The sequence below is a fragment of the Paenibacillus jilunlii genome (assembly GCF_900102965.1).
GTDB classification, from domain to species: Bacteria; Bacillota; Bacilli; order Paenibacillales; family Paenibacillaceae; genus Paenibacillus_AQ; species Paenibacillus_AQ jilunlii.
In genome coordinates this window covers 112,833-139,669 of record NZ_FNGM01000016.1, presented here as the reverse complement: position 1 = coordinate 139,669, position 26,837 = coordinate 112,833, and the positions used below count along the sequence as shown (strand labels likewise).

20 protein-coding genes are annotated in these 26,837 nt (G+C 50.6%); 2 read left to right on the top strand and 18 right to left on the bottom strand.

The window, feature by feature from the left end:
• Positions 1 to 718: 718 nt before the first annotated feature.
• The 10 genes from BLQ82_RS23770 to BLQ82_RS32995 form a co-directional block, all read right to left on the bottom strand.
• Positions 719 to 2,965 (bottom strand): Ig-like domain-containing protein, encoded by a 2,247-nt coding sequence (locus BLQ82_RS23770; protein WP_062522146.1) that lies wholly within the window; start codon positions 2,963 to 2,965, stop codon positions 719 to 721.
• A 129-nt stretch (positions 2,966 to 3,094) separates the two neighbouring features.
• Complete coding sequence (locus tag BLQ82_RS23765) at positions 3,095 to 3,532, bottom strand: NUDIX hydrolase (protein WP_062522144.1); 438 nt, start codon at positions 3,530 to 3,532, stop codon at positions 3,095 to 3,097.
• A 537-nt stretch (positions 3,533 to 4,069) separates the two neighbouring features.
• Positions 4,070 to 5,413: a tRNA (N(6)-L-threonylcarbamoyladenosine(37)-C(2))-methylthiotransferase MtaB gene (gene mtaB / locus BLQ82_RS23760; protein ID WP_062522142.1), complete on the bottom strand. Its 1,344-nt coding sequence runs from the start codon at positions 5,411 to 5,413 to the stop codon at positions 4,070 to 4,072.
• A complete protein-coding gene (locus tag BLQ82_RS23755; protein WP_062522165.1) occupies positions 5,401 to 6,180 on the bottom strand; it encodes an RsmE family RNA methyltransferase in 780 nt (259 codons plus the stop codon). Before BLQ82_RS23755 ends, mtaB begins: the two co-directional genes overlap by 13 nt.
• Before the next feature lie 155 nt (positions 6,181 to 6,335).
• A complete protein-coding gene (locus tag BLQ82_RS23750) occupies positions 6,336 to 7,019 on the bottom strand; it encodes a site-2 protease family protein (protein ID WP_062522140.1) in 684 nt (227 codons plus the stop codon).
• 2 nt (positions 7,020 to 7,021) lie between these two features.
• Positions 7,022 to 8,083: a 50S ribosomal protein L11 methyltransferase gene (gene prmA, locus BLQ82_RS23745; protein WP_062522138.1), complete on the bottom strand. Its 1,062-nt coding sequence runs from the start codon at positions 8,081 to 8,083 to the stop codon at positions 7,022 to 7,024.
• 85 nt (positions 8,084 to 8,168) lie between these two features.
• On the bottom strand, positions 8,169 to 8,747 hold the full coding sequence (locus tag BLQ82_RS23740; RefSeq protein ID WP_062522162.1) for a DNA-3-methyladenine glycosylase I: 579 nt from the start codon (positions 8,745 to 8,747) through the stop codon (positions 8,169 to 8,171).
• 194 nt (positions 8,748 to 8,941) lie between these two features.
• Positions 8,942 to 10,606, bottom strand: coding sequence for a DUF4179 domain-containing protein (locus BLQ82_RS23735; protein WP_062522134.1), 1,665 nt, complete (start codon positions 10,604 to 10,606; stop codon positions 8,942 to 8,944).
• Entirely contained in the window at positions 10,566 to 11,129 is a 564-nt protein-coding gene (locus BLQ82_RS23730; RefSeq protein ID WP_062522133.1) for an RNA polymerase sigma factor, read from the bottom strand. The genes BLQ82_RS23735 and BLQ82_RS23730 overlap by 41 nt, the downstream gene beginning before the upstream one ends.
• A gap of 174 nt (positions 11,130 to 11,303) precedes the next feature.
• Entirely contained in the window at positions 11,304 to 12,215 is a 912-nt protein-coding gene (locus BLQ82_RS32995) for a methyl-accepting chemotaxis protein (protein WP_062522131.1), read from the bottom strand.
• A gap of 316 nt (positions 12,216 to 12,531) precedes the next feature.
• Between BLQ82_RS32995 and BLQ82_RS31145 the strand changes: the two genes are divergently transcribed.
• Positions 12,532 to 14,643 carry an S-layer homology domain-containing protein gene (locus BLQ82_RS31145; protein ID WP_083351116.1) on the top strand — a complete coding sequence of 704 codons (2,112 nt, stop codon included), beginning with the start codon at positions 12,532 to 12,534 and terminating at the stop codon, positions 14,641 to 14,643.
• 151 nt (positions 14,644 to 14,794) lie between these two features.
• On the opposite strand, the gene BLQ82_RS23700 is transcribed toward BLQ82_RS31145, so the two are convergent.
• The 4 genes from BLQ82_RS23700 to BLQ82_RS23685 form a co-directional block, all read right to left on the bottom strand.
• Positions 14,795 to 15,610, bottom strand: a complete 816-nt coding sequence (locus tag BLQ82_RS23700) for a DUF2935 domain-containing protein (protein WP_143013533.1) — start codon at positions 15,608 to 15,610, stop codon at positions 14,795 to 14,797.
• A gap of 187 nt (positions 15,611 to 15,797) precedes the next feature.
• Positions 15,798 to 16,172, bottom strand: a complete 375-nt coding sequence (locus tag BLQ82_RS23695) for a hypothetical protein (protein WP_062522125.1) — start codon at positions 16,170 to 16,172, stop codon at positions 15,798 to 15,800.
• Between the two features lie 137 nt (positions 16,173 to 16,309).
• Positions 16,310 to 16,489, bottom strand: a complete 180-nt coding sequence (locus tag BLQ82_RS23690) for a YfhD family protein (RefSeq protein WP_020428128.1) — start codon at positions 16,487 to 16,489, stop codon at positions 16,310 to 16,312.
• A 51-nt stretch (positions 16,490 to 16,540) separates the two neighbouring features.
• Entirely contained in the window at positions 16,541 to 16,912 is a 372-nt protein-coding gene (locus tag BLQ82_RS23685) for a hypothetical protein (protein WP_062522123.1), read from the bottom strand.
• Positions 16,913 to 17,496: 584 nt separating this feature from the next.
• On the opposite strand from BLQ82_RS23685, the gene BLQ82_RS32990 reads away from it, so the two are divergent.
• Complete coding sequence (locus BLQ82_RS32990; protein ID WP_074648561.1) at positions 17,497 to 21,606, top strand: S8 family serine peptidase; 4,110 nt, start codon at positions 17,497 to 17,499, stop codon at positions 21,604 to 21,606.
• Positions 21,607 to 21,868: 262 nt separating this feature from the next.
• Here BLQ82_RS32990 and dnaJ read toward each other — a convergent pair whose 3' ends face one another.
• From dnaJ to hrcA, 4 genes are all read right to left on the bottom strand, one after another.
• Positions 21,869 to 22,990 carry a molecular chaperone DnaJ gene (gene dnaJ, locus BLQ82_RS23675; protein WP_062522121.1) on the bottom strand — a complete coding sequence of 374 codons (1,122 nt, stop codon included), beginning with the start codon at positions 22,988 to 22,990 and terminating at the stop codon, positions 21,869 to 21,871.
• 128 nt (positions 22,991 to 23,118) lie between these two features.
• A complete protein-coding gene (dnaK, locus tag BLQ82_RS23670) occupies positions 23,119 to 24,963 on the bottom strand; it encodes a molecular chaperone DnaK (protein ID WP_062522120.1) in 1,845 nt (614 codons plus the stop codon).
• Positions 24,964 to 25,064: 101 nt separating this feature from the next.
• Entirely contained in the window at positions 25,065 to 25,655 is a 591-nt protein-coding gene (gene grpE, locus BLQ82_RS23665; protein ID WP_062522118.1) for a nucleotide exchange factor GrpE, read from the bottom strand.
• Positions 25,656 to 25,703: 48 nt separating this feature from the next.
• On the bottom strand, positions 25,704 to 26,735 hold the full coding sequence (hrcA, locus tag BLQ82_RS23660; RefSeq protein ID WP_062522116.1) for a heat-inducible transcriptional repressor HrcA: 1,032 nt from the start codon (positions 26,733 to 26,735) through the stop codon (positions 25,704 to 25,706).
• Between the last annotated feature and the right edge of the window lie 102 nt (positions 26,736 to 26,837).

Below are 26,837 nucleotides of genomic sequence, written 5' to 3'. Positions count from 1 at the left end.
GCTTCTTGTTCTCCTTGGCCGCATGACCTAGCTTTTCTTGGAGTTCTTGAACTTTTTCCTTAGGTGTCATTAGCCGATTGGCATTCACTCACTCGTACCTCCTCCAAAAAGCATAAACAAAGCAGGGCTCCTTCCCTCCCTAAGGTTATGTTGTCCTTAGGTTCTTTGGTACTATGAGCCCCTCGGACTCCCTTCCCACAGACGATTCACTTCATCTTCTGGACTTATAGAGCGTCTTTTTACGGCTTTCTAAAAAAAAAAAAAAATTTCCGTGTGGGGGAGGGTCTCCCCAGTTCACTGCATTATCTTTCAATCCATGCCGTTCCCTATACGCCGGAGGATTCTTCGCTGTTGTTCCAAGTTCTACGCAGCTTCCATGGCCTTCGTCTATTATCTCGAGACTCGGCTTCCCCTTCTCCCTCTTGCAAGGCCTTTTTGACGACGCGGCAGGATTCACTTGATGTTGCGGCCTGGATTGTTGCTCGCCCGGTCTCTGACCGGTACTTTTGTCGATGCGCTTTTACACACAGATTTCGCCATGTGCAAGCATCCTAGCTACCAAGGTGGCTTGGCCCCTCCCTTGGTTGGACTTTCACCAACTAGATAATGCGTACTTCTGGGCACGCAAATAACGAAAAAACCCGCCCCCCCTTAAAGGCGGGTATGCGGGTTTATAAAATCTCTTATGGCAGATTCACCGATTGAACGGAGAATCCAATTATTTGACGCTAACAGATACCGTTACCGTTTTGTTATTGAATTTGCCCTTGATTGAGGTTGTGCCTTTACCAACGGCAGTGATGATTCCGGAAGCGCTGATCTTGGCTACGGAAGGCTTGGAGCTTGTCCATACCGCACTTCCTGTGACCGTGGCTGTCTTGCCGGTATCATACAGAGCAGTTACCACTACTCCTTGTGAAGCGCCCGGTGCCAGCTTCAGTCTGGTTTCGCTGACTGTAAGCTTAGTCAGCCTAGGCACAACTGTAATCTTCACCGTTGCCGTAATTCCCTGGTAGGACCCTGTCAGTGTTGCTGTACCTTCGCCAACCGCTTTTACCGAAGTTCCTCTAACTGTAGCCACTGCTGTATTAGAGGACTCCCAGTTCATAGCGCCGGAGAAATTCGCCGTTTTGCCGTTCGATAAGGTTCCTGTCACTTTGATCGATTTGGAGGCTTTAATGTTCATTTCAAGCACGCTTGGCTCTACCAGCAGCTTCACAACCTTCTGCTCAATAGTTACCGGAATGCTGATGGTCTTGTTGGAATAGGTACCCTTCAGAGTCGCCGAGCCTTTGGACAATGCCTTCATTGTTTTGCCGGCGGCAGTCTGTTTGACCACCGCATTGCTGCCGCTGAACTCCCATTTAATCGCCGGGGTGACATCCAGCTCATCCCCGTTCTCCAGCACCGCCTTAACCTCAGGCAGCGGCTTCTCTTCGCCAATGACCAGACTCTGCGGATCTTCAGGCCCGATCAGCACAAGCACTTTATTGAGAACTGTCACTTTCAGTTCCACACTTTTACTGCGGATGGCCGAAGGAGATGCTGCAACAGTGCTATTCTTGATCTTGCCGGTAAGGGTAACCGTGCCTGCCTTGCCGCCGACAACCTTGCCGTCCTTGATCTGAGCGATCGCTTCATCGGCGGAGGTCCACTCGATTTGATCACTGATCTCAAGCTTGGTTCCGTCATACTTTGTTCCGCTTACTTTTGGCAGACTCTCGGAGTCCGCCGTAAAGAGCTCCTGCTCGGTTTTATCTGCAGTTAATTCAGTAAGGCTCGGCAATACAGTAAGCTTGAATGACTTGCTGACACCGAGATACTCCCCTTTGATTACTGTAGTCCCAACTGCTTTGGCCGTGACGGTAGCTGCGGCATCTTCTGAAGCCACAGAATCGGCTGTCACTGTCGCTGCCAGCTGATTGTCAGAGCTCCAGACCGTACGTGCAGATTGATTTTGGGACGAATTCACGGCATCCCGGACGAAAGACTTAACCTTAAGGCTTTCTCCAAGAAAAAGAGTCTGATCACCCTCGGGAGTCAGCAGCAACGCTTCATATGGCGTACGCACATAGATATCTACTGATTTGGAAACCCCGAGATAGCTCGCTGTAATAACAGCCTTGCCTGTTCCTACTATTGTAACCTTACCGGCTTCCACCTTGGCAATGCTCTCATTCGAGGTTGTCCATTGCGCATCCGCAGCAATATCCTTTTCCGGGCTGCTTTCGGTTGCTTTGGTCACTGCGGACAATTGCACAGGTGAGTCACCGACCAGCAGTTCCATTTCCTTGACGGCTGTGTCTTTCGCTTTATCCTTCAGCACAATGGCTGAATACGGGAGCTGCACCACGGCTTTGAAAGTGGCGGTCATCCCTTTGTATTTGGCTGTAACCGTTGACTTCCCTTCACCCACAAGGGTGATTTTGCCGTCCTCAATCGTAAGTACATTCGGATTGGAGCTGGTCCAGTCCGCATCGGCTGACACATCTTTTACAGAAGTGGCTGATTCTCCGCCAACGACTTTGGCTTTGACCCGCAGTGTCTCTTCACTGTCGCCGAGTTTATAGTTGCCGTCGGAGCTGCGCTCCAAGGTTAATTCCTTGAAGGGATGGGTTACGGATACCTCAAGCGTAGCGATGGCATTATTGTACGTTGCTGTAATCATCGCAGTACCGGTGTTTACCGGTGTTAGCAATCCGTTGGCCACTTTGACAACATTCGTATTGGAAGAAGTCCAGATGGCTGCAGCCGTGATATCCCTTTTGGAAGAAGATCCCTCCAGGCTGGCATAGACCTTAAGCTGCTTGGGTGTCTGTCCAACGGTAAGCTCTACTTTTGCGGAGCTGTCGAATTCAATGGAGTTGAGGTCGCCAGTAGCTGCAAAGACGTTTACCGGAAAAACTGCAAAAGTCAGCAATATCATAATGAGGATCATTTTCGTCATTTTCCTGTACACAGTCATTGTTTCTCTCCTTAGGCATTAAAATTGTCGGTGCTCATTTTCCACACTCTTCCACTATATCGACAATTACGGCCTGAGTGTTTACCCTATTCTCAGATTATTTTCTGTAGCGGCCAAATTCGGGACTTTCTAACTAGACGGCTTCACTCCCAGCAGTGATAAAGCTTTTCGCAGAACCTGGATATTATTCGAGTACGAATGGCCTGTTCCCCGTATCCAGGCAGCCGCCGGATCATGCCACTCCACAGCGTTGATCTCCTCGGTCTGTGCCTTAGTCTCACCGCCTACAGACTCCACCAGAAAGTAATGAACCTCCTTGTTGACTAAGCCGTGAACCGGATGCTGAAACGTATATTTAATCACATCAATCGGCGCTTTGATCGCCCCGACTGTCCCTGTCTCTTCGCGGATTTCGCGCAATGCAGTCTCCTCCACAGTTTCTCCCTGCTCCATCTTGCCTTTGGGCAGCGAAATTTTGCCGTACCGGTCCACAATGAGCTGAACCTCCAGACCGTCCGCCCCCTGCCGGTAGACCACTCCGCCCGCTGAAATCTGCTTGTATGCCATATTCATCCTCCTAAAAGTTTTGCCTGTGCTACTTCATTGAATTTACTTCAGGCAAAACTTGCTTCGTAAGCATATGCTCCTCTTGAATATATTACCCCGGTAACAAAATAGCCCCACAATGTGGGGCGTTTCGTTAAACACGCTGCGGAGTGGAAAAAGTATCCTTATTTCTTCCGATTCGGCGCTCAAGCGCACTTTAATTGGAAAAAGTAAACTTAATCTGACCCAATCCGCTCATAAGCCCTCATTCCAACCGAAATAAGTATACTATTTCCCACTAACATCCTCACCGGCAGCGCTTCCGGCAGAATTAGTTGTACAAATTCCATCTAATATCATGAACCTGAGAATACAGGAGCAAGAAGGGGGAGGCTGGCAGAAAAAGTTGAAAAGAGAGGAAAGGCAAAGATGGCGTCTGGAAACACACGCTCTCCCAAAGCCTTCAGTCTTTTCAGACACAGCATTCTTGAGTCCACGTTCTATACGTTAGACGAAGCCGGTTCAACGTTCACTTTCTGTCAGTATCCCAAAACAGTCCTACTGTACAATCTGGCGGAGCCCGCTCCGGTTCACGCTGACCAGCTCACCACGGCATTCGTTCACTCCTGCTTCGGTAATTCTCACCTGGCAGAGCTCCCCCTGAAGCGAGTCATCGCCGCTGAAGAATACCTGCAGATAATTGTCGCTGAAGCCATGCTGTGTGCTGCGTCCGGGAGCATTCTTGGCCGATCTCTCGGCAATGACGGATACCGTCTTGCCGACAAACTTGCGGGCATATGCCAGCTGCATTTCCTCGGAGATATCAATCAGCTGCTGAACGCGGGCGTTCTTGATGTCCTCATCCACTTGATTCAGCATCCGTGCTGCCGGAGTCCCTGTACGCTTGGAATACGGGAATACATGCATCTCCGAGTAATTGACCGCCTTCATGAAATCGTAGCCGGCACGGAACATTTCCTCGGTTTCACCCGGGAAGCCGACAATAACATCGGTGGTGATGCCTACATCCGGCATCGCCTGCCGGATCAGCTCCATTTTGGCGTAATACTCTTCTGTCGTATATTTGCGGCGCATCGCCTTCAGCACCTCGTTATGTCCGGCCTGCAGCGGAATATGCAGATGGCGGCACATTTTGGAGCTGCGGTTCAGCACGTCAAGCAGCTTCCCGTCAATCTGGCTGGCTTCGATCGAGCTGATGCGCACCCGCTCCAGTCCGTCCACCTGATCCAGCTCCCACAGCAGATCGGCAAGCCGGTAGTTCTCCAGATCATCCCCGTAACCTCCGGTATGAATTCCGGTCAGGACGAATTCCTTGTATCCGGCTTCCACCAGCTGATGCGCCTGGGCCACAATCGACTTCGGATCACGGCTGCGCGACAGTCCGCGCGACCAGGGAATGATGCAGAAGGTGCAGAAGTTGTTGCAGCCATCCTGGATTTTCATAAAAGCCCGCGTGCGGTCGGCAAAGCCCGGCACATCCAGCTCCTCAAATTCCCGTGTCTTCATAATGTTGCGGACAGCGTTCACCGGCTGGCGGGATTCCCGGATATTCTTCACATGGGTCATGATGTGCTCGCGGTCCTGGTTCCCGATCACGAGGTCAACACCCGGAATATCAAGAATCTCACCGGGCGAGGTCTGCGCATAGCAGCCCGTTACGGCCACAATCGCCTCCGGATTGCGGCGCACGGCGCGGCGGATCATTTGGCGGCTTTTTTTATCGCCTGTATTGGTTACCGTACAGGTGTTGATCAAATAGACATCGGCGGGCCCTTCGAAATCAACCTGCTCGTAACCTTCATTTTTGAAAAGCTGCCAGATGGCTTCAGTGTCATAGAAATTCACTTTACAACCTAAAGTATAAAATGCTACGGATGGCATTGTTCAAGCTCCCCCATTTCTCCGGATTCATATAAAATACAGGCTGCGGCGACCATGCCTGCCGTCTCGCAGCGCAGAATGCGCCTCCCAAGCCCGACGGACACGGCTCCGGCTTCTTCAGCCGCAAGGCATTCCTCCGGACTGAAGCCGCCCTCAGGACCGACAATTACCAAAACCCTGCCCGGTGACTGCGGCGGCAGGGCAGACAGCCAGGGAGCAGCCGCGCTGCGGAGCTGCAGGCCTTCTTCTTTTTCATAACAGAAATACACAGCGTCATATCCGCTGAAGCTCTTCAGCAGCAGCTTCCAGCTAAGCGGCGAATGCACCTCCGGAACGATGTTCCGGTGTGCCTGTTCAGCGGCCTCTTTGCAGATTTTGCGCCAGCGCTCGAGCCGTTTGCTCTCCTTGCGCTCATCATACTGCACAATCGTGCGCTCGGAGAGAAAAGGAACGAAGGCTACAGCGCCGATTTCGGTACATTTTTGAATCACCGTCTCCAGCTTGTCCCCCTTAGGCAGACTCTGGGCCACCGTGATCTTGATCCGCGGCTCATGCGTCATATCCAGCAGCTCCACAATATTGGCGGTCACTTCACCGGGTTCAATCCCGGCAATCTCCACCAGCGCCTCCCGGGAGACTCCGTCGCTGACAATCAGCTTGTCCCCGGCCTTACCGCGCATGACCTTGGCGATATGACGGGCATCCTCTCCGCTAATCACTACCGTGTCCGGCTGAAACTGCTCCGGTGTTACAAAATAACGCTGCATATTCTCATCATCCTGTCCCTTATTCAGCATTAAAGCGGCAGCGCTCCTGCTTCCCAGGTTCCCTGCCGCCGCTCTGCATACATCAATACCCGCTAAAAATACCACGTTACATCATACAACGTTTGCCTGGCTGTGAACAGTCCCAGTTACAGGCTTCAGATTCCGAACATTTTCAGGAACAGCTGGAGGAAATCATTTCCCGTCTGAGTGGCCCAATTATTCATCGGGGTGATGGTATACTCACGCAACCCTGGAATAAAGATAATCAGCAGAAAAACAAAGGACAACCACTGCTCGTACTGCTGCATTCTTCCACGAATCGAATGGGGAGCCACATCCTCCAGAATACGGTAGCCGTCCAGCGGCGGCAGCGGAATCAGGTTAAACAAAAAGAGAAAAAAATTGAATTGAATAAATATTCCAAAAAACCAGACAATCGCCCGGATCAGCTGTTCATTTGTAATGGATTCCATTACTCCCGTTCCCAGCAGCACAGCGTAAATAAATGCACCCAAGATACCCAGCAGCAGATTGCTGATGGGGCCGGCTGCCGATACAATTACGCCCATAAGACGGGGACGTCTGAAGTTGTCACGGTTCACGGGAACCGGACGGGCCCAGCCGAAGCCGGCAATGAGCAGCAGGATGATGCCGAACAGGTCAAAGTGAACTGCAGGGTTAAGCGTCATCCGGCCAAGCAGCCGCGCTGTCGGATCGCCAAACTTATTGGCAAAATAAGCATGGCTGAATTCATGCACTGTAAAGGCGATGACCAGCGTTATCAGAAAGAAAGGCAGTTGCTCTAGCGGTATACGTATAATACTTTCCAAAAAATCCATCTTTACCTCTTTCCGGCTGTAAACGCCACCCAATCTTCTTCACGGGATACTTCCATAATCTCAAAACCGGAAGACATCAGCGCTTTCTCCACTAATTCTTCCTTATCCTTATAAATGCCGGAGGTGATATAGATTCCGCCCGGCTGCAGGGCACGGTAAACATCATCCGTGAACAGGACAATAATCTCCGCCAAAATATTGGCGACCACAATCTTCACCGGGAGGACAACACCAAGTTCCGCTTGGCCCGCCAAATCGGGTGAATCCACCCCGTCTTCCACCGGATGACCCGGCCTTGCCGAAGGCCACATCTCTCCGGCCGCCGTATCCAGCGCCCGTTCGCCGCCGCCCAGCAGCGACAGAAGATCGCTTTCCTTAACGGCAATCTTATCCTGCAGCCGGTTCAGCGCCACATTCTCGCGGGCACTGTTCACTGCCACCGGGTCCAGATCCAGAGCCAGCACCGACTTGGCACCCAGCAGAACTGCACCTACGGCAAGAATGCCGGAGCCCGTGCCCACATCGATTACTTCTTCGCCGCCCTTGATATGTTTTTCCAGTGCGCGCAGGCACAAAGCCGTGGTTGGATGTGTTCCTGTTCCGAAAGCCATGCCGGGATCAAGTTCAATAATCTTTTCAGCGGCGTCTGCGGGGGTGTATTCTTCCCAGGTCGGCTTAATCGTCAGCCTGTCCGATACACGCAGTGGCTTGAAGTACTGCTTCCAGGCATGTGCCCAATCATCCTCATCCACCGTTTTCCAGGAAATCAGCGCCTTGCCGGGATCAATCCCGAACCCGCGCAGCTCTGCAACTCTCGGAGCAAGTTCTTCTATAATATCGTCCATGGAGACAGACTCGGCATAATAGCCTTTAATCACAGCTTCCCCTTCAGGGATATCATTGAGCGGTTCGTCGTATAATTCACCGTAACGGGTGTCCCGTGCTTTGTTCAGCGTCCCCGATTCCTCAATGGAAACACCGCCTGCTCCGGCTTCATACAGCAGATTGGATATCATCTCCTGCGCTTCTTCTGTTGTATGTACCGTCAGTTCGTGCCATAACATGTGTGTGGGTCCTCCTAAAAGTTTTGTAACCATTGAACATTTACCAGTATACCATTTCTTCCCCGGGTAGCGCCAAAACTGCCCTTCAGATGTCCGAACCCCGCTTGCTGCTGTGGCAAAAACAATCTGTCGTATGGTCATCCACCATGCCGGAGGCCTGCATAAACGCATAGCAAATGGTTGAGCCGACAAACTTCATCCCTTTTTTCTTCAGCGCCTTGTTCATCTGGTCGGATTGCGGACTGGTAGCCGGAACCTCTGACCGTGTTGCCCATTCGTTAATCACCGGTTTTCCGCCCGTAAAACTCCAGAGATATTTGGCAAAACCGCCCGCTTCCCGGCTAATCTCTTGAAATACTGCAGCATTGTGAATGACCGCTTGAATCTTCAGCCGGTTGCGGATAATTCCCGTGTCCTGCATTAAGGCTTCGATTTTCGCTTCGTCATACAGCACAATCTTCTCCGGATCAAATCCGTCGAATGCTTCACGGAAGTGCTCCCGTTTTTTCAATACCGTATACCAGCTCAGCCCGGCCTGCATGCCCTCCAGCATCAGCAGCTCGAACAGCTTCCGGTCGTCGTACAGGGGTTTGCCCCATTCCTCATCATGATAAGCAATATACAGCGGGTCTTCATTGACCCAGGCACAGCGTGTGATCTGCAAAGTTAGGCTCTCTCCTTTTTCAGCTATATGCCTCAGAATCAAATTAATCATACCATTTTCCAGTTTAAAAGCCTCCCTTACATACGTATGCAGCAGGGATTCGTGGCAAAATAAAGAGGCGTCCGTACCCGCCAAGGGTTCTGGACACCTCTAACCTGCTGACAATCGTTTTACCCCTAATATTTAATGCGGATTCAAGGCTGCAGCTGTACCCTTGTCTCTTTGTCGGGATCGTCAGTCGTGTAAAAGTACATATATATAGAAGCTTCTGTGCCGGTGAAATCTTTATAGACATCAATGGCTTTATTATTCCCGTCCCCGCTGAAATTGGAGGTTACGGGTTTGCCCGGCAGATTTTTATAATTCTCGCCTAAATGAGTCTGGTTGATCCCCCCGAAATGAGGGTCCTCACTGCCTGTTTCGACGTACAGATCTTTTCCCTGCATGTAATACGTCCAATTCACAGGATAACCGCCAACCTCGCGGATCAGGGTCTGCTTCTCCGTGGAGATATTCGTTAAAAGTGTCGGAGCTTTATCTTCGGTATGAATCGTGACTTTATATTTTCCGACAAAAGTAATCGGTGTGCTCTTATCAATCACCAGTCCTGCAGGACGCTCAAAACGAAGATTAAGCAGCCCGGAGTCCTCCTTGGAATACCCAAAGTATCTTCCCTCAAGGGTCTTGCCGCTTACCTCTAAAGAATATTTTTTATACGGCAGCTGCCGTCTGAAGCTTTTGCCCTCAGTTCTAATGGAGAGACGGACTTGCGTGGGAGTTACCGACAATTTCTCAATGGTGTTATCGGTATCGCCCGTCTCCAGCGGGAGCTGCAGTGCCTGGATATGCGTTCCGCTCTCCATCTGCTTTTTGCTTAATTTCAGCTCAAAAGACCAGGGTCCGGCAATGTTCCGCTCCTGCTTAGTGTACTCCAGCTTGAAGGTGGTCTGTCCTGCCGTGATATCGCCTGTCTTAAAATACTGCTTCATCTTGTATTCCCCATGGTCTCCCGGTTCGCCGAAGGTGCCGCCCGACAGCCCTGTTACCCTGGTTGTGCCGTTGTAGGCAACAAGCTGCGGGAATATCCCTTCCTTGTTCACAGGATCGTCGAAAGTGACGGCTGAAGAGAGCAGCAGCTTATCTTTGCTTTGGGCGAAGGGCTGGATTTCTATCTTTTGCATCCCCTCTCTGCCTACCGGAAAGCTCTGCATCTTCATGGATTCAACGTCCAGCGGAAGCTCCAGATCCTGCACGCTTACGGCCTTCACTGCATCTGCAGCCAAGGTTACCTGCTCTGTGTCCTGCCCGGGTACCCAATCACTCTCAAAATAGCCGTTGTACCGTTTATTCTCCTCATCCCACTGCTCGTAATTATACTCCCCTTCCTTAGAACGCTCCTTCGCCCCCTGTAAAGTCATCCCCTTTACACTCCAAAAATCAGTGTCCGTATGTGCTCCGACATCCAGACTGTAGAGAATAACCGTGCGGTTCTCATCCACGATCGCTGTACGGAGAGTAAGCGTCACCCCGTCCCTGGTGATGGATTGACCCAGCTGCTGGCCAAGGTTCTGGTCCAATGCCGTCTGAATTCCCTCGTTGCTGCTTAGAAGATTGCCCCAGTTATAATGAACCGCCGCATATACAGGAACCGCAGCCACTAACACACTAAGCGAAGCTACTGCAGCAATTTTACTCCAGTTCCTCGTCCGGCGGGAGCCCGCAGGTGCGCTGCTGCCCCGGAGCCCGGAAGAGTTGCACCCTGCTTGTTCTATCCGTGTCCACATGTCCTCGAAATCGGGATATTTGACAGCCTTGTCTTCATTTAATCGATGCTTGAGTGCATGCCCCAGCTTGTTCATAGTGTTCTCCTTTCCATTCCTGTTCCGGGATTCCAGTTTCCAGCAGCACATTCTTCATCAGCTTCAGACCTTTATGCAGCCTTGATTTGGTCGTTCCGAGCGGAATGGACAGGGCATCAGACACTTCATTCAGACTGAAGTCGTGCAGATATCTTAAGGTCAGCACCGCCCGGATCTTCACAGGGAGCCTTGACAGATGAATCGCCCATTCCTGCGAGGTTTCCTTTTGCTCAACCAGTCCTTCCACCGTGTCCACCGCACTTTTCCCTTGAAAAAAATGAAGATTCGCCGCTACCTTCTGCTGCAGGCTCCGCCGCCGCTTCAAATGATTCAGACAGGTATTCACCGTGATCTTCATCATCCAGGACTTGAGATATTCGACACTCTGCCAGTTGCTGCGAAAAACCGTAATGAAAATTTCCTGGCACAAATCCTCGGCATCCGCCGCATCGTGCACCATGTAATAGCAGGTCCGGTATACATCCTTATTGTAGGTTTCGAACAATTCCCGGTTGCTCTCCAATTTATACGCTCTCCTTTCCTGTCTTATCTGCCTATGTATTCAACAAACAAGCATGGAAAAAGGTTCATTTCTTGCCAAACAGATTTAAAAAAAGCAGCATGGCCTCCCTTCAGTTAAAGGGCCCACGCTGCATATGTAGTATTCAAAGCCGTTATTTAAGTACATTGTGGAACATCAGATGATGCTCAACACTTCACGCGCCTGGTTGTCCAGCTCCTGAGCAGAGGTCGAGATCCCGGTAAACTCCTGCAGGGCGACTTCAATCTGCCGCTGGCTTTCTTCCACTGTATCCTGGACCTGGTCCATTCCTGTAGACATTCTGCCAATCTCCTCGGTGATCCCCTTGACGCTCTCCCGTACCTCGCTGATGGAATCCTGCACCATAGCCGACAGCTTTCGGACTTCCTTGGCCACCACATCAAACCCCCGGCCGAATTCTCCGGCGTGAGCCGCTTCAATCGCAGCATTGAGAGCCAGCAGATGGGTCTGTGAGGCAATATCGCGGATCGTTTGCACCACGCCCTGAATATCGCCGGCTTTCGCCTGCAGATTGGCCAGCGTCAGGGTGTTCTCACTGGAGACCCCGGCAATTTTGTCGATGCTCAGCAGCAGCTCCCGGCTCCGGTTAATGCCTTGCTCCGCGCGCTGATTCAGACTGTCGGCCATCTGCTGCATCCGTTCCACCAGATTGCTCATATTGGTTTGTCTATTGGTAATATTGGTAGCGACCTTCGTCACACCAATGATCTGCTTGTCCGCCTCATCAAAAATAGGCATATAAGTAGCTTCCAGCCAAACCGAACCGCCCTCCGAGTCCATCCGTTCAATTTTATCCTGAAAGCTTTTGCCGTCAAGCAGATCCTGCCAGAAGTTTTCATAGTCCGGACTCTCCACAAAAGCAGGGAAGCATAATTCCCGGTGCAGCATTCCATACATATCCTCCGACCTGTATTTCATGGTACTGGCGAACACCTCATTGACATAAGCCACTCTGCGGTCAAGCGTGAAGCGGATCAGGGCGAGATTTTTCTCCAAGGCTTTAACAACGAGGGCATCTGTAACTTCCTGGGCTAATACATTGTCCATCTGTGATTTCTCCCCGTAAACTCAATTTTAAAATAGCTGCGGTTCGCCTGTTATCATCAGCAGGTTATATTCCATATTAACGGTAAATTCGACCGATTGGATTACAAAAGTGACGAATATTCTCGAACCAAAATCATGGATGTATGTATTAAGAAAGTCCAATGCCAAGATGATATGGCCAGCAAGATCCTGAATGGCGCGATTAGACGGTACTTTTGTCTTACATTGTCGAAATTTGTTTAGAGTTTGTTTAGAGCCATCTGATAAAGTGATTAAACTTACATTTTTAATTTTCCACTACTGAGGAGGAAGTTTTTTGAACAAACAACAAATCGTTAGTTCTTTGCTGGCCATCACGCTTTTGGCTGCCCCTCTGGCCTCGCCAAAGGCGAATGCCGCAGCCCTGTTCTCTGATATTAACAACTCCTATGCAAAGGAAGCCATATTGGAGCTGCTCGATAAAGGTATCATCAGCGGAATAGGGGACAACAGGTTTGATCCTGCAGGCCAGCTTAAACGGCAGGATTTTGCAATTATTCTGGCAAAAGCGCTAAACCTCGATACCACAACAGTACCTTCTGTTCCCACATTCAGCGATGTGCCTAAGGGCAGCTATGCCTTTAATGCTGTAGAGGCAGTCTATCAGGCCGGATGGATTAATGGTTTGGGAAAGGGCCGGTTCGCCGCCGGCAGCCCACTGTCCAGACAAGATATGATCGTAATTTTTGTTAGGGCTTTGGGTATTGAAGCTTCCGGCAAAAGCTCCTCCCTGCCTTTTGCCGACAGCGCAAAAATCGCAGATTATGCCAAGCCCTCAATTGCAGCCGCGCTAGAATATGGCCTCATCCAGGGTGAGGGCGGCAACTTATTTAACCCGGCCGCGAATGCGGACCGCCAAAGTGTAGCCTTGGTTGCCTCCAAGTTCATTAAGGTCAAAGAGGCTGCCGCAGCTCCTGCTTCCCAAGCTACGCCTACTGTGACTGCGACACCAGCCGTTACAGCGTCACCGCAGCCGACCGCCACTCCTTTGACAGTGTACACGTCTGTTTATTATCCGGAGCAGACCGCTACTCCTTCGCCGGAGCCAACGGCTACTCCTTCGCCGGAGCCGACACCTGTTCCTACGCCGGAGCCGACAGCTGCTCCTACACCGGAACCGACAGCCGCTCCTACACCGGAACCGACACCTGTTCCTACGCCGGAGCCGACAGCTGCTCCTACACCGGAACCGACAGCCGCTCCTACACCGGAACCGACACCTGTTCCTACGCCGGAACCGACACCTACTCCTACACCGGAGCCGACGCCGGATACAACAGCGCCTGATGTCGATGCAGCAAAATTCGCGGCCGTTGACAACTACAACGGAACCTTGGATCAGCTGTATGGAGCTGAAGCTGCCGTGAGTGAAGAAGGAGCTGTGGTCCAAGCCTATCCATGGAATGACTTTAACGAAAATGGTTTGGTTGACGCGGATGAGCTTTACACAGCCAAGCCACTGGGTGCCAGCCTTGCTGACGGTTCTGTGACCGCTGCGGACATCGGTGATTTTTCAGCCGGAAACTATACTGTCGTAATTACCGCTACTGATTCAGAGGGAAATGAATCTCCCAAAGATGCGGCACATGCTTTCAGCTTTTCATTGACCAAAAATGAAGCTCCTGATGTAACCGCTCCTGAAGTGGATGTGCACAAGTTTACGGCTGTTGATAATTACAACGGGACGCAGGACCAGATTACCGGTGCCGCTTCCGCAGTTAGTGAACAAGACGCAGCAGTGCAGGTGTACAGCTGGAGTGACGTGAATGAAAACAGTCAGGTTGACGAGGGTGAATTAGGGGCTGCCCTTTCTGTGGGCACAAGCGTTGAAGACGGTTCTGTAGCCGCTGCGAACATCGGTGACCTTCCTGCAGGCAATTACCGTTTTGTGATTACTGCCACAGATGCGTCCGGGAACGAATCAGCGAAGGATGCTGAACATGCCATAGAGATCATACTGCAAAAATCGACAGCTCCAACCCTGCCTTCCCTCTTATACGGATTTGACGGGGCTGGCAGTAAAACGAAGTATTTTACACCCGCAAGCACAGCAACTACGGTCCGTTTTGATTTTTTCAGCAGTGAAAAATTCACCAATGCGGTTATAGAAGTAACTATGGAGGGGCTGACCTTCAGCACCAATGATTACTATAGCATCAGCGGCTGGGTTCATCCGACCGCAGACCAGATCAGCAATGGCGGGCACACACTCACATTCACGGGTAACGCGTCGGCGACGTCAGATATTGCCTTCCAGCTTCAAAACAAGAACATCCCCGCTGCTGGAACTTACAAGATTAAATACAGAGCGGATGCTGACGGGACAGGAACAGCCAGAGTATTCTCTGAAGAGCAGTACATCACCCTGATTTCTGGTTATCCGAATTGAGCACAGCTCCAAGGCTCCAAGTGTAAAGTACCAAAGCCGGGGGATGTCCCGCGGGCCTAACATAGGGTCCGGGATTCCCCCGGTCTTCACCTTAAAAACCGCAGGTGCATCACCGGCGGTTTTTTTTTGCTTTTCAGCTGGAGTTCCTATTCTAATAAAGGATTTCCCGTTTGTTCACTTTTGCACCGGATAAGGATTGGTCGAACATATCGAGGATGAAGAGAAACCGTTCAGCTTCACGGAATACATGGTCCGCCAACAAGGGATGGATGATGCTTTTTATCCGGCATTCTTCGATTAAGTCGCGTGCGGTTTTCTTGAAATCACGCAATGATTTTACAGACACCCGGTTTTCATCCACAAATTGGCTGAGGAGCGGAACGGTCTGGGATTGAGGGCGCATGTGGCTCAAATCCACTGCCTGGAACACCAGCTTATCAAAATCATTGCTGAATTCCCGCGCTTGATCCACCAGTTTCCGTTCCGACGGGTCAAGCAAATGACTAATAAATTTGGCATGATCGGCCATGATCTTCAGGAAAAAAACATTCTCATCAATAATGGCATCCGGCAGCGGTTCGAGTGTTCCTGAGTTGAGCTCCTCCAAGCGGTTTCTGAAATAATTAGCCTCCCGGCTTACATGGTCAACCAGCAAAGGGAAGTTGGTTTGCCCCGGAAGCTTGCATTGCAGGATAAGGCCCAGCACCTTCCTTTTGAATGCCCAAATATTAGTGGCCGCAATACGAACCTCCGTGTTAAAAGCCTGAATGGTATGAGGGTCAGTGTCGGCCTGAAATTCATAGGACCTTCTCTCGATATCCTCAAAAACAGCGTAAAACTGGTTAGCTTCATTCTTCAGCTGCGTATCCTCCGCTCTAAACCCCAAGCCCAAAAAAAGTGAATGCTCCTTCATGATCCTGGACCAAAAGCGTATTTCATCTAGCGACCGGGCCACAAATTCACTCAATTCAATCCCTCCTCGCGGACATTTTATTTGCCTACATCTAAGCATATGGATACTTTTTGTCCCCTATGATCTTTACTCTTACACTTTGTGCAGAGCGGGGTTTCAACATAAAAAGGCCGCTTTTCAGCGGCCCTGCAATATGCACTTTGGGGGAACTTTCGGGGCAGCCGGTCCTCTTTGGCTTCCTTTACTTTTTTGGGCCATAGTCTCCGATTTTGATGCCCCAGACAGAGTCTTTCTGGTACGACGCCGTTTCCCTGAGTTCAGGAAGCCGCGGGTCCTGCGGATAATGCTGCTCAAGATAGATGACAAAAGTCCGCCTGATGCCAATTTCCGCTTCCAGCTTATTGAATTCATTCGGATGCTTGTTCATTTCCGCAAGCGCCTTCTCCCACCGGTTCACATCGGCGTCCTCCGACTGCCCGCTGCGGACCTTGCCTGTAAGCTCATGCAGCTCACGATACGCCCGTTTGACTCCTGAGGAGTAGACCTGTTTCTGGTTCAAAAAAGTGAGCAGGGCCACAACCAGCGCCAGTCCAACCCATAACAAAATATTATCCATATTCATCCCTCCACTTAACCTCTCTGCTCAATTATAGACGCTTCAAGCACAAAAATACCCCACAGTCGTGGGGCAGCTTTCATAATATTCTTTTACATGACCCGAAAAAAATTTTTGGAACGATTAGTCTGTCCAGGCTATTCCTTCTTCATAATTTCATGAAGCTGGCGTTTGTCGGCTTCCAGTGAGCGGTCCTGTGCCTCGAGATCATCCTCGTCCGCATCTGCTGCAGAATAGACTACATCCTCCGCTTTTGCTTCATAGAGCATTTTCATCTTGTCTGTCTTGGAGAAGATTTTTGAGTTTTCTCTGTCCATTTGTGTCCCAGCCTCCACTCTTTATTAATTATACGAAGTTTACTCCAAGCATCAGATCATACCGCCAGCCTCTTCAATCAGCGATAAGGCCTGTTCAAAAACCTCCGAATCTAATACAACCGTCAGCAAAATGTCCCGTCCCGTGGGTCCGCCCTCCCCGCCATGGCTCATACCGCTGGCACTCGTATCCGCAGCCGCCAGAATACCGGCCGAACGGCTATCGGGTGTTGAATTAAGCGTCATGGTTGCCAGACTGGGAATATCCCCTGTCAGCGGATTATTGCCGGAATATTGAGCATCGCCCGGATATTTGCTGAAACGGTTAATCGACATATCAATGACCCGGAGTGACTGGAGCTTACGGGATACTGCCTCCGCTTCTTCGGGACTTTTGAAATAAGCCAGTATACTTTTTTCGGACATTTCTACCCCTGCTTTCATTCTGGAATGCATACACAAATGTGTCTTTCTATTTTGCATTCAAGGAAAGAAAATTATGCGCATGGTCTTGAAGCGCCGATTTGAAACAGTAGTCCCCCGCTACATTCCCGCCTTAATATGGTACAAAAGTAGTATATAACATTCCGTCACTAAACTGTAAAATAAATGTAATTTTTAACTTAGAAGGCACATCTATACCCCAACATTTCAATCTGTCAAACCATACCATCTGATATAGTTTCCCAAATATTTCACATTACTATTTTATGTCACCTTATATGACTTAAGTCGCAATTTTCTTGTTGTTTTTTGCTTTTCCTGCCCCTCAAATGTCCTATACCGTAGTTATATGTCATATTTTACTTCATAAAAAAAGAGCACTCTCGTAAAGCTTTATAAATTTAATGTAGATTTTACATTTTACCGGTGGTAAAATCTTCTTAATATTTTTCCTACTATATTAGACGGAAATAAAAATGGATCAATAGAAAAGGAGAATCCGAACTGCTGTCTGATGCAGGAGAGATGTGGCCAGAACCAACAACATAACATGGAGGGGATTACATTTGGAGTGGACAAAACTACCTCGTAAGCTGTCCGTATTGGCATTGTCACTAGGGGTGACAGCCGGTATGATTCCTGGAGCGGCATTCGCTGCCAGCAGCTTGCAGACACCATCATCAAGCAATCATCTTGCATCTTTGAATCCATCAAACCAGACTTTTATTTCTCCACAGATCAACACCAAATCCTCAAGTAATGTTCGTGTCATTGTCCAATTAAGCGGCCAGCCTGCAGCTGTGGGCAAATATGCCGCCAAGCAGGGAATCTCGGCTCTAGCCAAAACAGCTACCGAAGCTGCGGTGAAGAGCCAACAGGCTGATGTGCTCGACCAGGCAGAAGCCAAAGGCATTGACCTGACCGTCAACTATAAGTATGACACTATACTGAACGGTTTCGAAGTCACTGTTCCGGCGGACAAGATTCCGGAGCTGGCTAAGATTTCCGGCGTTACTTCCATTTATCCTAACAGCACCTGGTACGCCCTCCCTGATCAGACAGTAACCGAGACCACTTACAGAAACGACAACGCTCCACTTAAGCAAATCCATGCGGATTGGGCCGAAGCTAAGGGATTTAACGGTGCCGGACTGAAAGTCGGTGTTATCGATACCGGTGTAGACTATAAGCATCCGGACATCGCAGCAGCGTACAAAGGCGGCTATGACTCCTTCTATCAGGACAATGATCCTTATGAAGAAGAGCCTCTGACCCCTGAGCAGGATGAATACGGCGTAGGTTATGCCGGCACCTATCACGGTACGCATGTATCCGGTACGATTATCGGACAGTATGCGGCCAAAGGCGATGTTGCCCAAAAGGGTGTAGCTCCAGGAGCCGAGCTTTATGTGTACAAGGTACTGGGACGCAATCTTGAGAAACCGAGCACTTCTTCCGGATCATCCGCCCAAGTCATTGACGGCATCGAGCATGCGGTAAAGGATGGCATGGATGTGATCAACCTGTCTCTGGGTTCTGATTCCGAAAAAGATGTGAACTCCCCGGATTCGATTGCTATTAATAACGCCGTATTGTCTGGCGTAACTGCAGTTATCGCCAACGGCAACAATGGAGAAGCCGGATATTTTTCAATGGGTTCCCCGGCGGTTTCCCAGCTGGCAATTTCTGTAGGTTCAGTAACCAGTCCTATCGATGCTTACTCCGGCGAATTCAAGGCGGAAATCGCAAACTCGGTAACCTCCGTTACTTATGATACCTATTTTCCGTTCCACATGATGGCATATGAGCTGGCAAACGATGATTTCACCAATATCATTGGTACAAAGCCTGTCCGTGTGGTGTATGCTGACCTCGGGGCAGAGGAAGATTATCCTGCAGAAGATATCAGCGGTTCCATCGTTTTGGTATCCCGCGGTGATCTGGGCTTTGTAGACAAAATTGCGAATGCAAAGGCGCATCATGCCAAGGCAATTGTAATTTTCAACGGCAATGCCAAGAAGGTGGACGGTAAGAGTGAAGCTATCCTGGACGAAAGCTACACCGAGCGTTCCGGCTTCATCGGTGTGAATTTAGGCAATGGATACGACAATATTCCTACGTTCGACATTGAAGGCTCGAAAGGCCGCAAGTTAGCCAGAGCGATTAAGGCAAATGGAGACAACCCTACGTATTTCACTTTTGGTTCAGAATATAACCATGAAATGACAACAGGCGATACAATGAGCAGCTTCTCCTCCTGGGGTCCAAATGTCGATGGCAATCTGAGCATCAAACCTGACATTGTTGCTCCTGGTGACGGAGTGCTGTCTACATGGCCAGCATACGGCGGGGATTATTCCAAAGCTTACAGCCGAATCAGCGGTACAAGTATGGCTACTCCGCATGTCGCAGGTTTGTCGCTGCTGATTAAGCAGGCACATCCGGAATATACACCGTTTGACATTCGTGCCGTTCTGGCCAACACTGCAGATCCTATCTTGTACGATAAAGCTCCGGAAGACCTATATATTCAAGGTCCTGGACGGGCCAATGTTGAAAATGCGATTTTGACGCCGGCTTTGCTCGAAGCTGTGGAGCCAATCACTATTCTGGATAAGAATTATGTTGCCCAGAGTGTCACCAACTACAACCCATCAACAGGTTTTGGGGTGTTGACTCCAGGCTCGAAGAGCAGCAAAACACTGCAGTTAAAGAACCTCAGCAGCAGCGATGTCGCGTACACCGCCTCCATTAAATGGAACTATGGGGATGAGAAGGTTACTGCTGCATTGGATAAGACAACTGTGACAGCTTCCGCACACGGTACAACCGGATTTAATTTGAATGTCTCTGTTGCACCTGACGCTAATCCAAAACAGGCTTATCAAGGTAATGTTATTCTTACAGCCGAAGGACAACCGACGCTGCATCTGCCATTTACCATCCATGTAAATGATAAGGTTGAACAACCTGATTGGGGCACAGGCATACAGGAGGCCGTAATCAGCCAGCCGATCGTCTACTCCAATTCAAGTGCAGTTCTGAATTACAAGCTGAAGGCTAAAGATATCAACTACTATGAAGTGAATCTGGTTGGTATGGATGATGCCAAAAAAGGCTCCTTCCAGGTATCCACTACGGGTTCACCGGATAAATTTTTTGCACCTGGCAGCTACAGCACGGTTATAGGCGCCACCTACCATCCATATGACCAGAATGGCGATCCTATCGTTGATGCCAACGGCAACCCTGCCGTAGCAAACATTACAGACGGGGTCTACAAGCTTGAAATTCTGGGAATCACCGCAGAAGACAACACGAAGACACCGATTAAGATTGATTTGAACAACGACACTTACTACAGCACCTACACCTCATTCCGCTATATAACCGTCTCCAGTGGCGGCAGCGGCGGTGGAGGCGGTGGCGGTGGCGGTACAGTTGTAACGCCGGGCACACCTGTGGTCCCAAGCACAGTGAAATCCCTTGTAGAAGCAGGGGCACAACAGGTTAATGTAACGCCTGTAACTTCCTCGAAGAATGGCGTGACGACAGTAACTGTTAGCGACAGCGATCTGAAGACAGCTTTGGCAAAAGCGGCTGCCTCCAAGACAGCGGTTGTGATATCCGTGGGCACCATCACTGACAAAGCTGCTGAACTGAGCCTGACTGCAGATCAAGTGAAATTGCTGGCCGGTATTCAAGCTGGCAGCTCGGTCATTGTCAACATTGGCGGTTCTGCGGTATCCTTGCCGGTATCCCTGCTGGCAGCTTCTCCTGCCGGCCAAAGCTTGAAGCTCATTATTAAGCAGGAGCCAGACGCCGCAAGCAAGCTGACGGCAAATACTGCCGGTTCAAAAGTAATTGGAACCCCAGTATCCTTTGAAGCTTCATGGTCCACAGCTACAAGCAGCACTTACTTGAACGTTCCAAATAATGTTTTCATCAAGAGATCCTTTACAGTACCTGGTGCAATTCAAACCAATACTGCCGGTGTACTATTCGAGGAAAATGGATTGGTTACCCCGGTTGGTTCCGTGTTCACACCTCAGACGGATGGAACCACAATCGTCACCGTAAGCCGTCCAGGCTTCTCGGTATACGCTGCAGTGAGCAAGCCGGCTGCTGCCTTTACGGATATCGCTTCTTCCAAATCGGCCGATGCTATTAAGACTCTGGCCGACAAGCTGATTATCCAAGGTACTTCGGCAACAACGTTCTCACCGCTGAGCAATCTGACACGCGCTGAGTTCACAGCACTGCTGACCCGTGCACTCGGTCTGCGCACTGATGCCAATGCTACCTTCTCCGATGTGAAATCATCTGACTGGTACGCCAAAGACGTTGCCGCTGCTTCCAAAGCAGGCCTGATCCTCGGCGTTGGCAAAGGTAAATTTGCTCCAACTCAAAAAGTAACCCGTCAAGAGCTTGCTGTCATTCTGGACAGAGCCCTGAAGCTGACAGGAACAGAACTGAAGGCCGCTAACCCTTCATTTACAACGTACACCGACAGTGCCAAAGTAGCACCTTATGCGAAGGACAGCCTGCAAACCCTGTCCCAAGCTGGCGTCATCGGCAGTGATGTAGGGAACTCCTTCAATCCTACTGCTCCTGCAACACGCGAGACGGCAGCTGCCGCTCTCTTCACATTGCTGAGCAAAATCGGCTTGATCTAGTAGTTTGGAATAAGCACAAGGGTTCTCCGGCTGAACCGGAGAACCCTTGGCGCTATAAACCACAAAAGAGCGTGTATGGCTAAGCCGTACACGCTTTTTTGTTAAAGCATACAATATATCCAGAGTCTTGTACCGCATGAAGGCTTACAAGACCTATGGTTAATCATTGTCATATGCCAAAAGGCTGTGCGTCCTGAAACAGGATGCACAGCCTTTTGGCTGTAAATCTATATTTATTGCCGGGTAAGCTAATTCTAGAGCATCAGTCTCCGCGGAACGCACGCTTCACGCGGTCAAAGAAGGATTGCTCCTGCTCATGTGTATTCTCTCCGTCATAGGAGGCAAACTGGCGGAGCAGGTCTTTCTGCTCGTCACTGAGCTTGCTTGGCGTTACGACGATCACCCGCACATGCTGATCGCCCGTTCCAGAGCCGCGCAGGTGAGGCACACCCTTGCCTTTGAGCCGGAAGAAGGTGCCTGTTTGGGTGCCTGCCGGAATCTTGAGCTTCACCTTTTCCGTCAGGGTTGGAATCTCGATTTCGTCGCCAAGTGCCGCTTGGGCAAAGGTGAGAGGAACCTCGCACATAATATCATCGTTCTCGCGCACGAAGAAATCATGTGTCTTCACACGGATCACAATGTACAGATCCCCTGGAGGACCTCCGCGTGTGCCGCCTTCGCCTTCGCCGGTCATGCGCAGCTGTGCACCGTCATCGACTCCGGCCGGAATACGCACATGAATCTTGCGCTGCTTCTTGACTTTCCCTTGTCCGGCGCAAGTTGTGCATTTCTCCTTGATGATCTTGCCTGTGCCGGAGCAGTGGGAGCAAGGTCTGCGGTTCCGCATCTGTCCAAGCGGTGTATTCTGCACGAATTCCTGTTGGCCGCTGCCGTGGCATACGGAACAGGTTTCCGGTTTGGTTCCAGGCTTGGCACCGGAGCCAAAGCAGGTGTCGCAGGTTTCGGTGCGCGGGATGGTGATATCTGTCTCTTTGCCGAATACCGCTTCCTTGAACTCAATGGTCATGGTGTACTGCAAATCACCGCCGCGCTGCGGTGCGTTCGGGTCACGGCGTCCGCCGCCGCCGAAGAACATATCGAAAATATCGCCAAGTCCGCCGAAGTCTCCTCCGCCGCCAAAGCCGCCGCCCATACCCTGGTTAGGATCGATATGCCCATACTGGTCATACCGCGCGCGCTGCTGGCCGTCGCTGAGCACATCGTAGGCTTCCTTCACTTCCTTGAACTTCTCCTCCGCATCGCTGGCCTTATTGACGTCCGGGTGGTACTGGCGCGCCAGCTTGCGGTATGCCTTCTTCACTTCGTCATCTGATGCATCTCTGCTAAGCCCTAGAATCTCATAATAATCGCGTTTATCTGCCACTGCTTTCACCTCCGTACATCAATACTCTAATCCTCAGATTCCCCTGTAACATGTTAAAAGGAAAGTCAAAACACGGGATGCCCCGGTCTTGACCTTCCCTTTGTACAGAATAAACTTATCGTTTAAGGTTACCCTTGATTCTTCTCGTCGTCAACCACTTCGTAGTCAGCGTCTACGACATTGTCTTTCTTCGCACCTTCAGAGGCTCCCTGTCCGCCTTCTGCGCCTTGCTCTGCCTGTGCAGCCTGTTCATACAGCTTCACGGACAATTGCTGCACAATCTCGGTCAGCGCTTCTGTAGCCGCGTTGATTTCTTCCAGATTGTCGGTTTCCAGGGCTGCTTTCAGCTTATCCTTGGCAGCGTTCGCTTTGTCTACTTCGGAAGCGTCGGCTTTGTCGCCCAGGTCTTTGATTACTTTGTCTGTAGAATACACAAGTTGGTCCGCAGAGTTTTTGGCTTCCACCAGCTCTTTGCGCTTGCGGTCTTCCTCAGCGTGCAGCTCGGCATCCTTCATCATCTGTTCTACTTCCGCGTCGCTCAGGCCGCTGGAGGAAGTGATGGTGATCTTCTGGCTCTTGTTAGTGCCTTTATCGGTTGCCGATACATTTACGATACCGTTGGCGTCAATATCGAAGGTTACTTCGATTTGCGGTACGCCGCGCGGTGCCGGTGGAATCTCGTTCAGCATGAAACGTCCCAGGGTTTTGTTGCCGTTCGCCATCTGGCGTTCACCCTGCAGCACGTGAATTTCCACGCTTGGCTGGTTGTCGGCAAAGGTGGAGAAGACCTGTGATTTGCTTGTAGGGATCGTGGTGTTGCGTTCGATCATCTTCGTGAACACGCCGCCTGCAGTTTCAATACCCAGGGACAGCGGAGTTACGTCCAGCAATACCACGTCTTTTACGTCACCGGTCAATACACCCGCTTGTACGGCTGCACCAAGGGCTACCACTTCATCCGGGTTAACGCCTTTGTGAGGCTCTTTACCGGTAAGCTTCTTGATTGCATCCTGCACGGCTGGAATACGTGTGGAACCGCCCACGAGCACGATTCTGTTCAGATCGGCCGGAGTCATGCCTGCATCGCTCAACGCTTGGCGGGTAGGTCCCAGAGTGCGTTCTACCAGGCCTGCAGTCAGCTCATCGAATTTGGCACGGGTCAGGTTCACTTCCAAGTGCTGAGGCACGCCGTCAACCACCGTGATGAACGGAAGGGATACTGTAGTGGTCAGTACGCCGGACAGTTCTTTTTTCGCTTTTTCGGCAGCATCCTTCAGACGTTGTACTGCTGCTTTATCTTTGCTCAGGTCAATGCCCTGCTCTTTTTTGAATTCAGCTACGAGATAATCCATAACTACCTGGTCAAAGTCGTCGCCGCCAAGACGGTTGTCGCCGCTTGTAGCTTTTACTTCGAAGAAGCCGTCGCCCAGCTCAAGGATGGATACGTCGAACGTACCGCCGCCAAGGTCATAGACAAGGATCGTCTGGTCTTCGGATTTCTCCAGACCGTAAGCAAGCGCCGCTGCGGTTGGCTCGTTGACGATACGCAGAACTTCCAGACCGGCAATTTTGCCCGCATCCTTGGTAGCTTGACGCTGGCTGTCGTTGAAATACGCAGGAACCGTGATAACCGCTTGGGTCACCGGTTGTCCCAGATAAGCTTCAGCATCGGATTTCAGCTTTTGCAGAATCATGGCAGAGATCTCTTGTGCCGAGTAGTCTTTGCCGTCAATGCTTTCTTTGTGGTTCGTGCCCATGTGGCGCTTAATTGAAGCGATGGTGCGGTCAGGGTTCGTAATCGCCTGGCGTTTGGCAGTTTCGCCTACAATTCGTTCGCCGTCCTTCTTGAAGCCGACAACCGATGGGGTTGTGCGTGCGCCTTCCGGATTCGGAATAACGACAGCTTCGCCGCCTTCCATTACGGCAACGCAAGAGTTGGTGGTTCCTAAGTCAATACCGATAACTTTACTCACTGTAAGTGCCCCCTCAACATGATATGGAGCTATGGCTCCAGTTGGATTTTGGATTAAGTATTTGTTCGCTTTCCTCTAACATCCGGCATATATAGACAGGACTACATGCTTACTTTGACCATGGCGGGACGAAGCACCTTATCCTTCAGGAGATAGCCCTTCTGGACCTCTTCCGTCACGATGCCTTCCTCGTGCTCCTCGCTCTCCACCTGCATGATGGCCTGATGATATTCAGGGTTGAAAGGCTGTCCTACTGTTTCCATAGCTGCAAGTCCTTCAGACTTCAATACCCCTTCCAGCTGTTGGAAAATCATACTCACGCCTTTGTTAAATGCTTCGAATTCCGGAGTAGCCGGAGCTGTGGCAATGGCACGTTCGAAGTTGTCGAGCACCGGAAGCAGTTCACCTACAAGCTTGGAGGTGGCATACTGCGCCAGTTCCTCTTTTTCCTTCTGGGTGCGGCGGCGGAAGTTGTCAAAATCAGCCTGTACACGCAGCGCCCGCCCTTGATATTCATCTGCCAGCTCCTGCAGGCGTTTGGCCTCTTCACCTTTGCCTGAAGCCTCCCCGATGGCCTCTTCTGAAGCTGCTGCACCATCCTCGCGGACTGCTTCAGCCTCATCGGCCGCCTGATTCTCATGTATTGCCTGATCTTTAATTTCATTGGAATCCTGAATCTCTTCCTCTTTCAAGTTGTCTTCACCTCCTTAATATCCGTCACGAAAACATTTACGCTCTGTTCACTTATACCAGTGTGCCAGCATCGCTGTCAAATCCCGGGACAGAATCCCCAGTATGCCCATTACGCGTGCATATTCCATCCGGGTCGGACCCAGGATGCCGATGCTTCCAAGCGCCTTGCCGTCCAGCGAATATGTGGCTGTAATCAGACTGCAGTTGGCAAAAGCCTCATGCTTATTCTCCATGCCGATACGCACCTGCATGCCGGTTCCTCCGGATGCGGGAGCAAGCATTTTGAGCAAAGTCGGTGTTTCTTCCAGCAAATCGAGAATATCCTTCACCTTGTCGACGTCCTTGAACTCCGGCTGGGTAAGCATATTGGTCGCTCCGCTGAGATAGATGCGCTGTTCATGGTCGCTCTCCAGTGCTGTATCCAGCACCTTCATTAACTCTTCGTAGTGGGCGATATGGCGCTGCATCTCCTCCCCAAGCTCGGAATAGAGCTGGCTCTTCAGCTTGTAGAGCGGTACATTCACCAGCTTGCTGTTCAGCAGATTAACCACTTTCTCCATCTCGGACAGAGAAATCTCCGGCGGAATACTCACCGTCTTATTCTCTACCTGGCCGGTACTGGTAACAATAATCGCCACAGCGGTTCTGTCATCCAGCGGCAGCAGCTGGAAATGGCGCAATGAAGTATGAAAAACCTCCGGCCCCAAAAGGATGGAAGTGTAATTCGTCATATTGGAAAGAATCATCGCCGCATGCTGGATAACCTGCTCCGTTGCATTAAGCTTCTCGGCAAAAAAGGCACGGATCGTGTCCAATTCAGCCGATTCAGCGGAATTCCACGGGACCAGGTGATCTACATAGTAGCGGTAGCCCTTATGGGAAGGAATTCGGCCTGCTGAAGTATGCGGCTGTTCCAGATAGCCCAAATCCTCCAAGTCGGCCATTTCGTTGCGGATCGTTGCAGGACTGTAGCCCACATCTCCCCGTTTGGAAATGCTTCGCGAACCAACCGGCTCGGCAGAAGTAATGTAATCATCTACGATGGCATTCAATATCATTTTCTGGCGTTCGGTTAACATGCAAATTTCCCTCCTGTCGGCTGCGGCTTCCCATTTCGTTAGCACTCTGGTTAGATGAGTGCTAACCGCTAATACAAAAATACCAAACTGACCTTGACATTG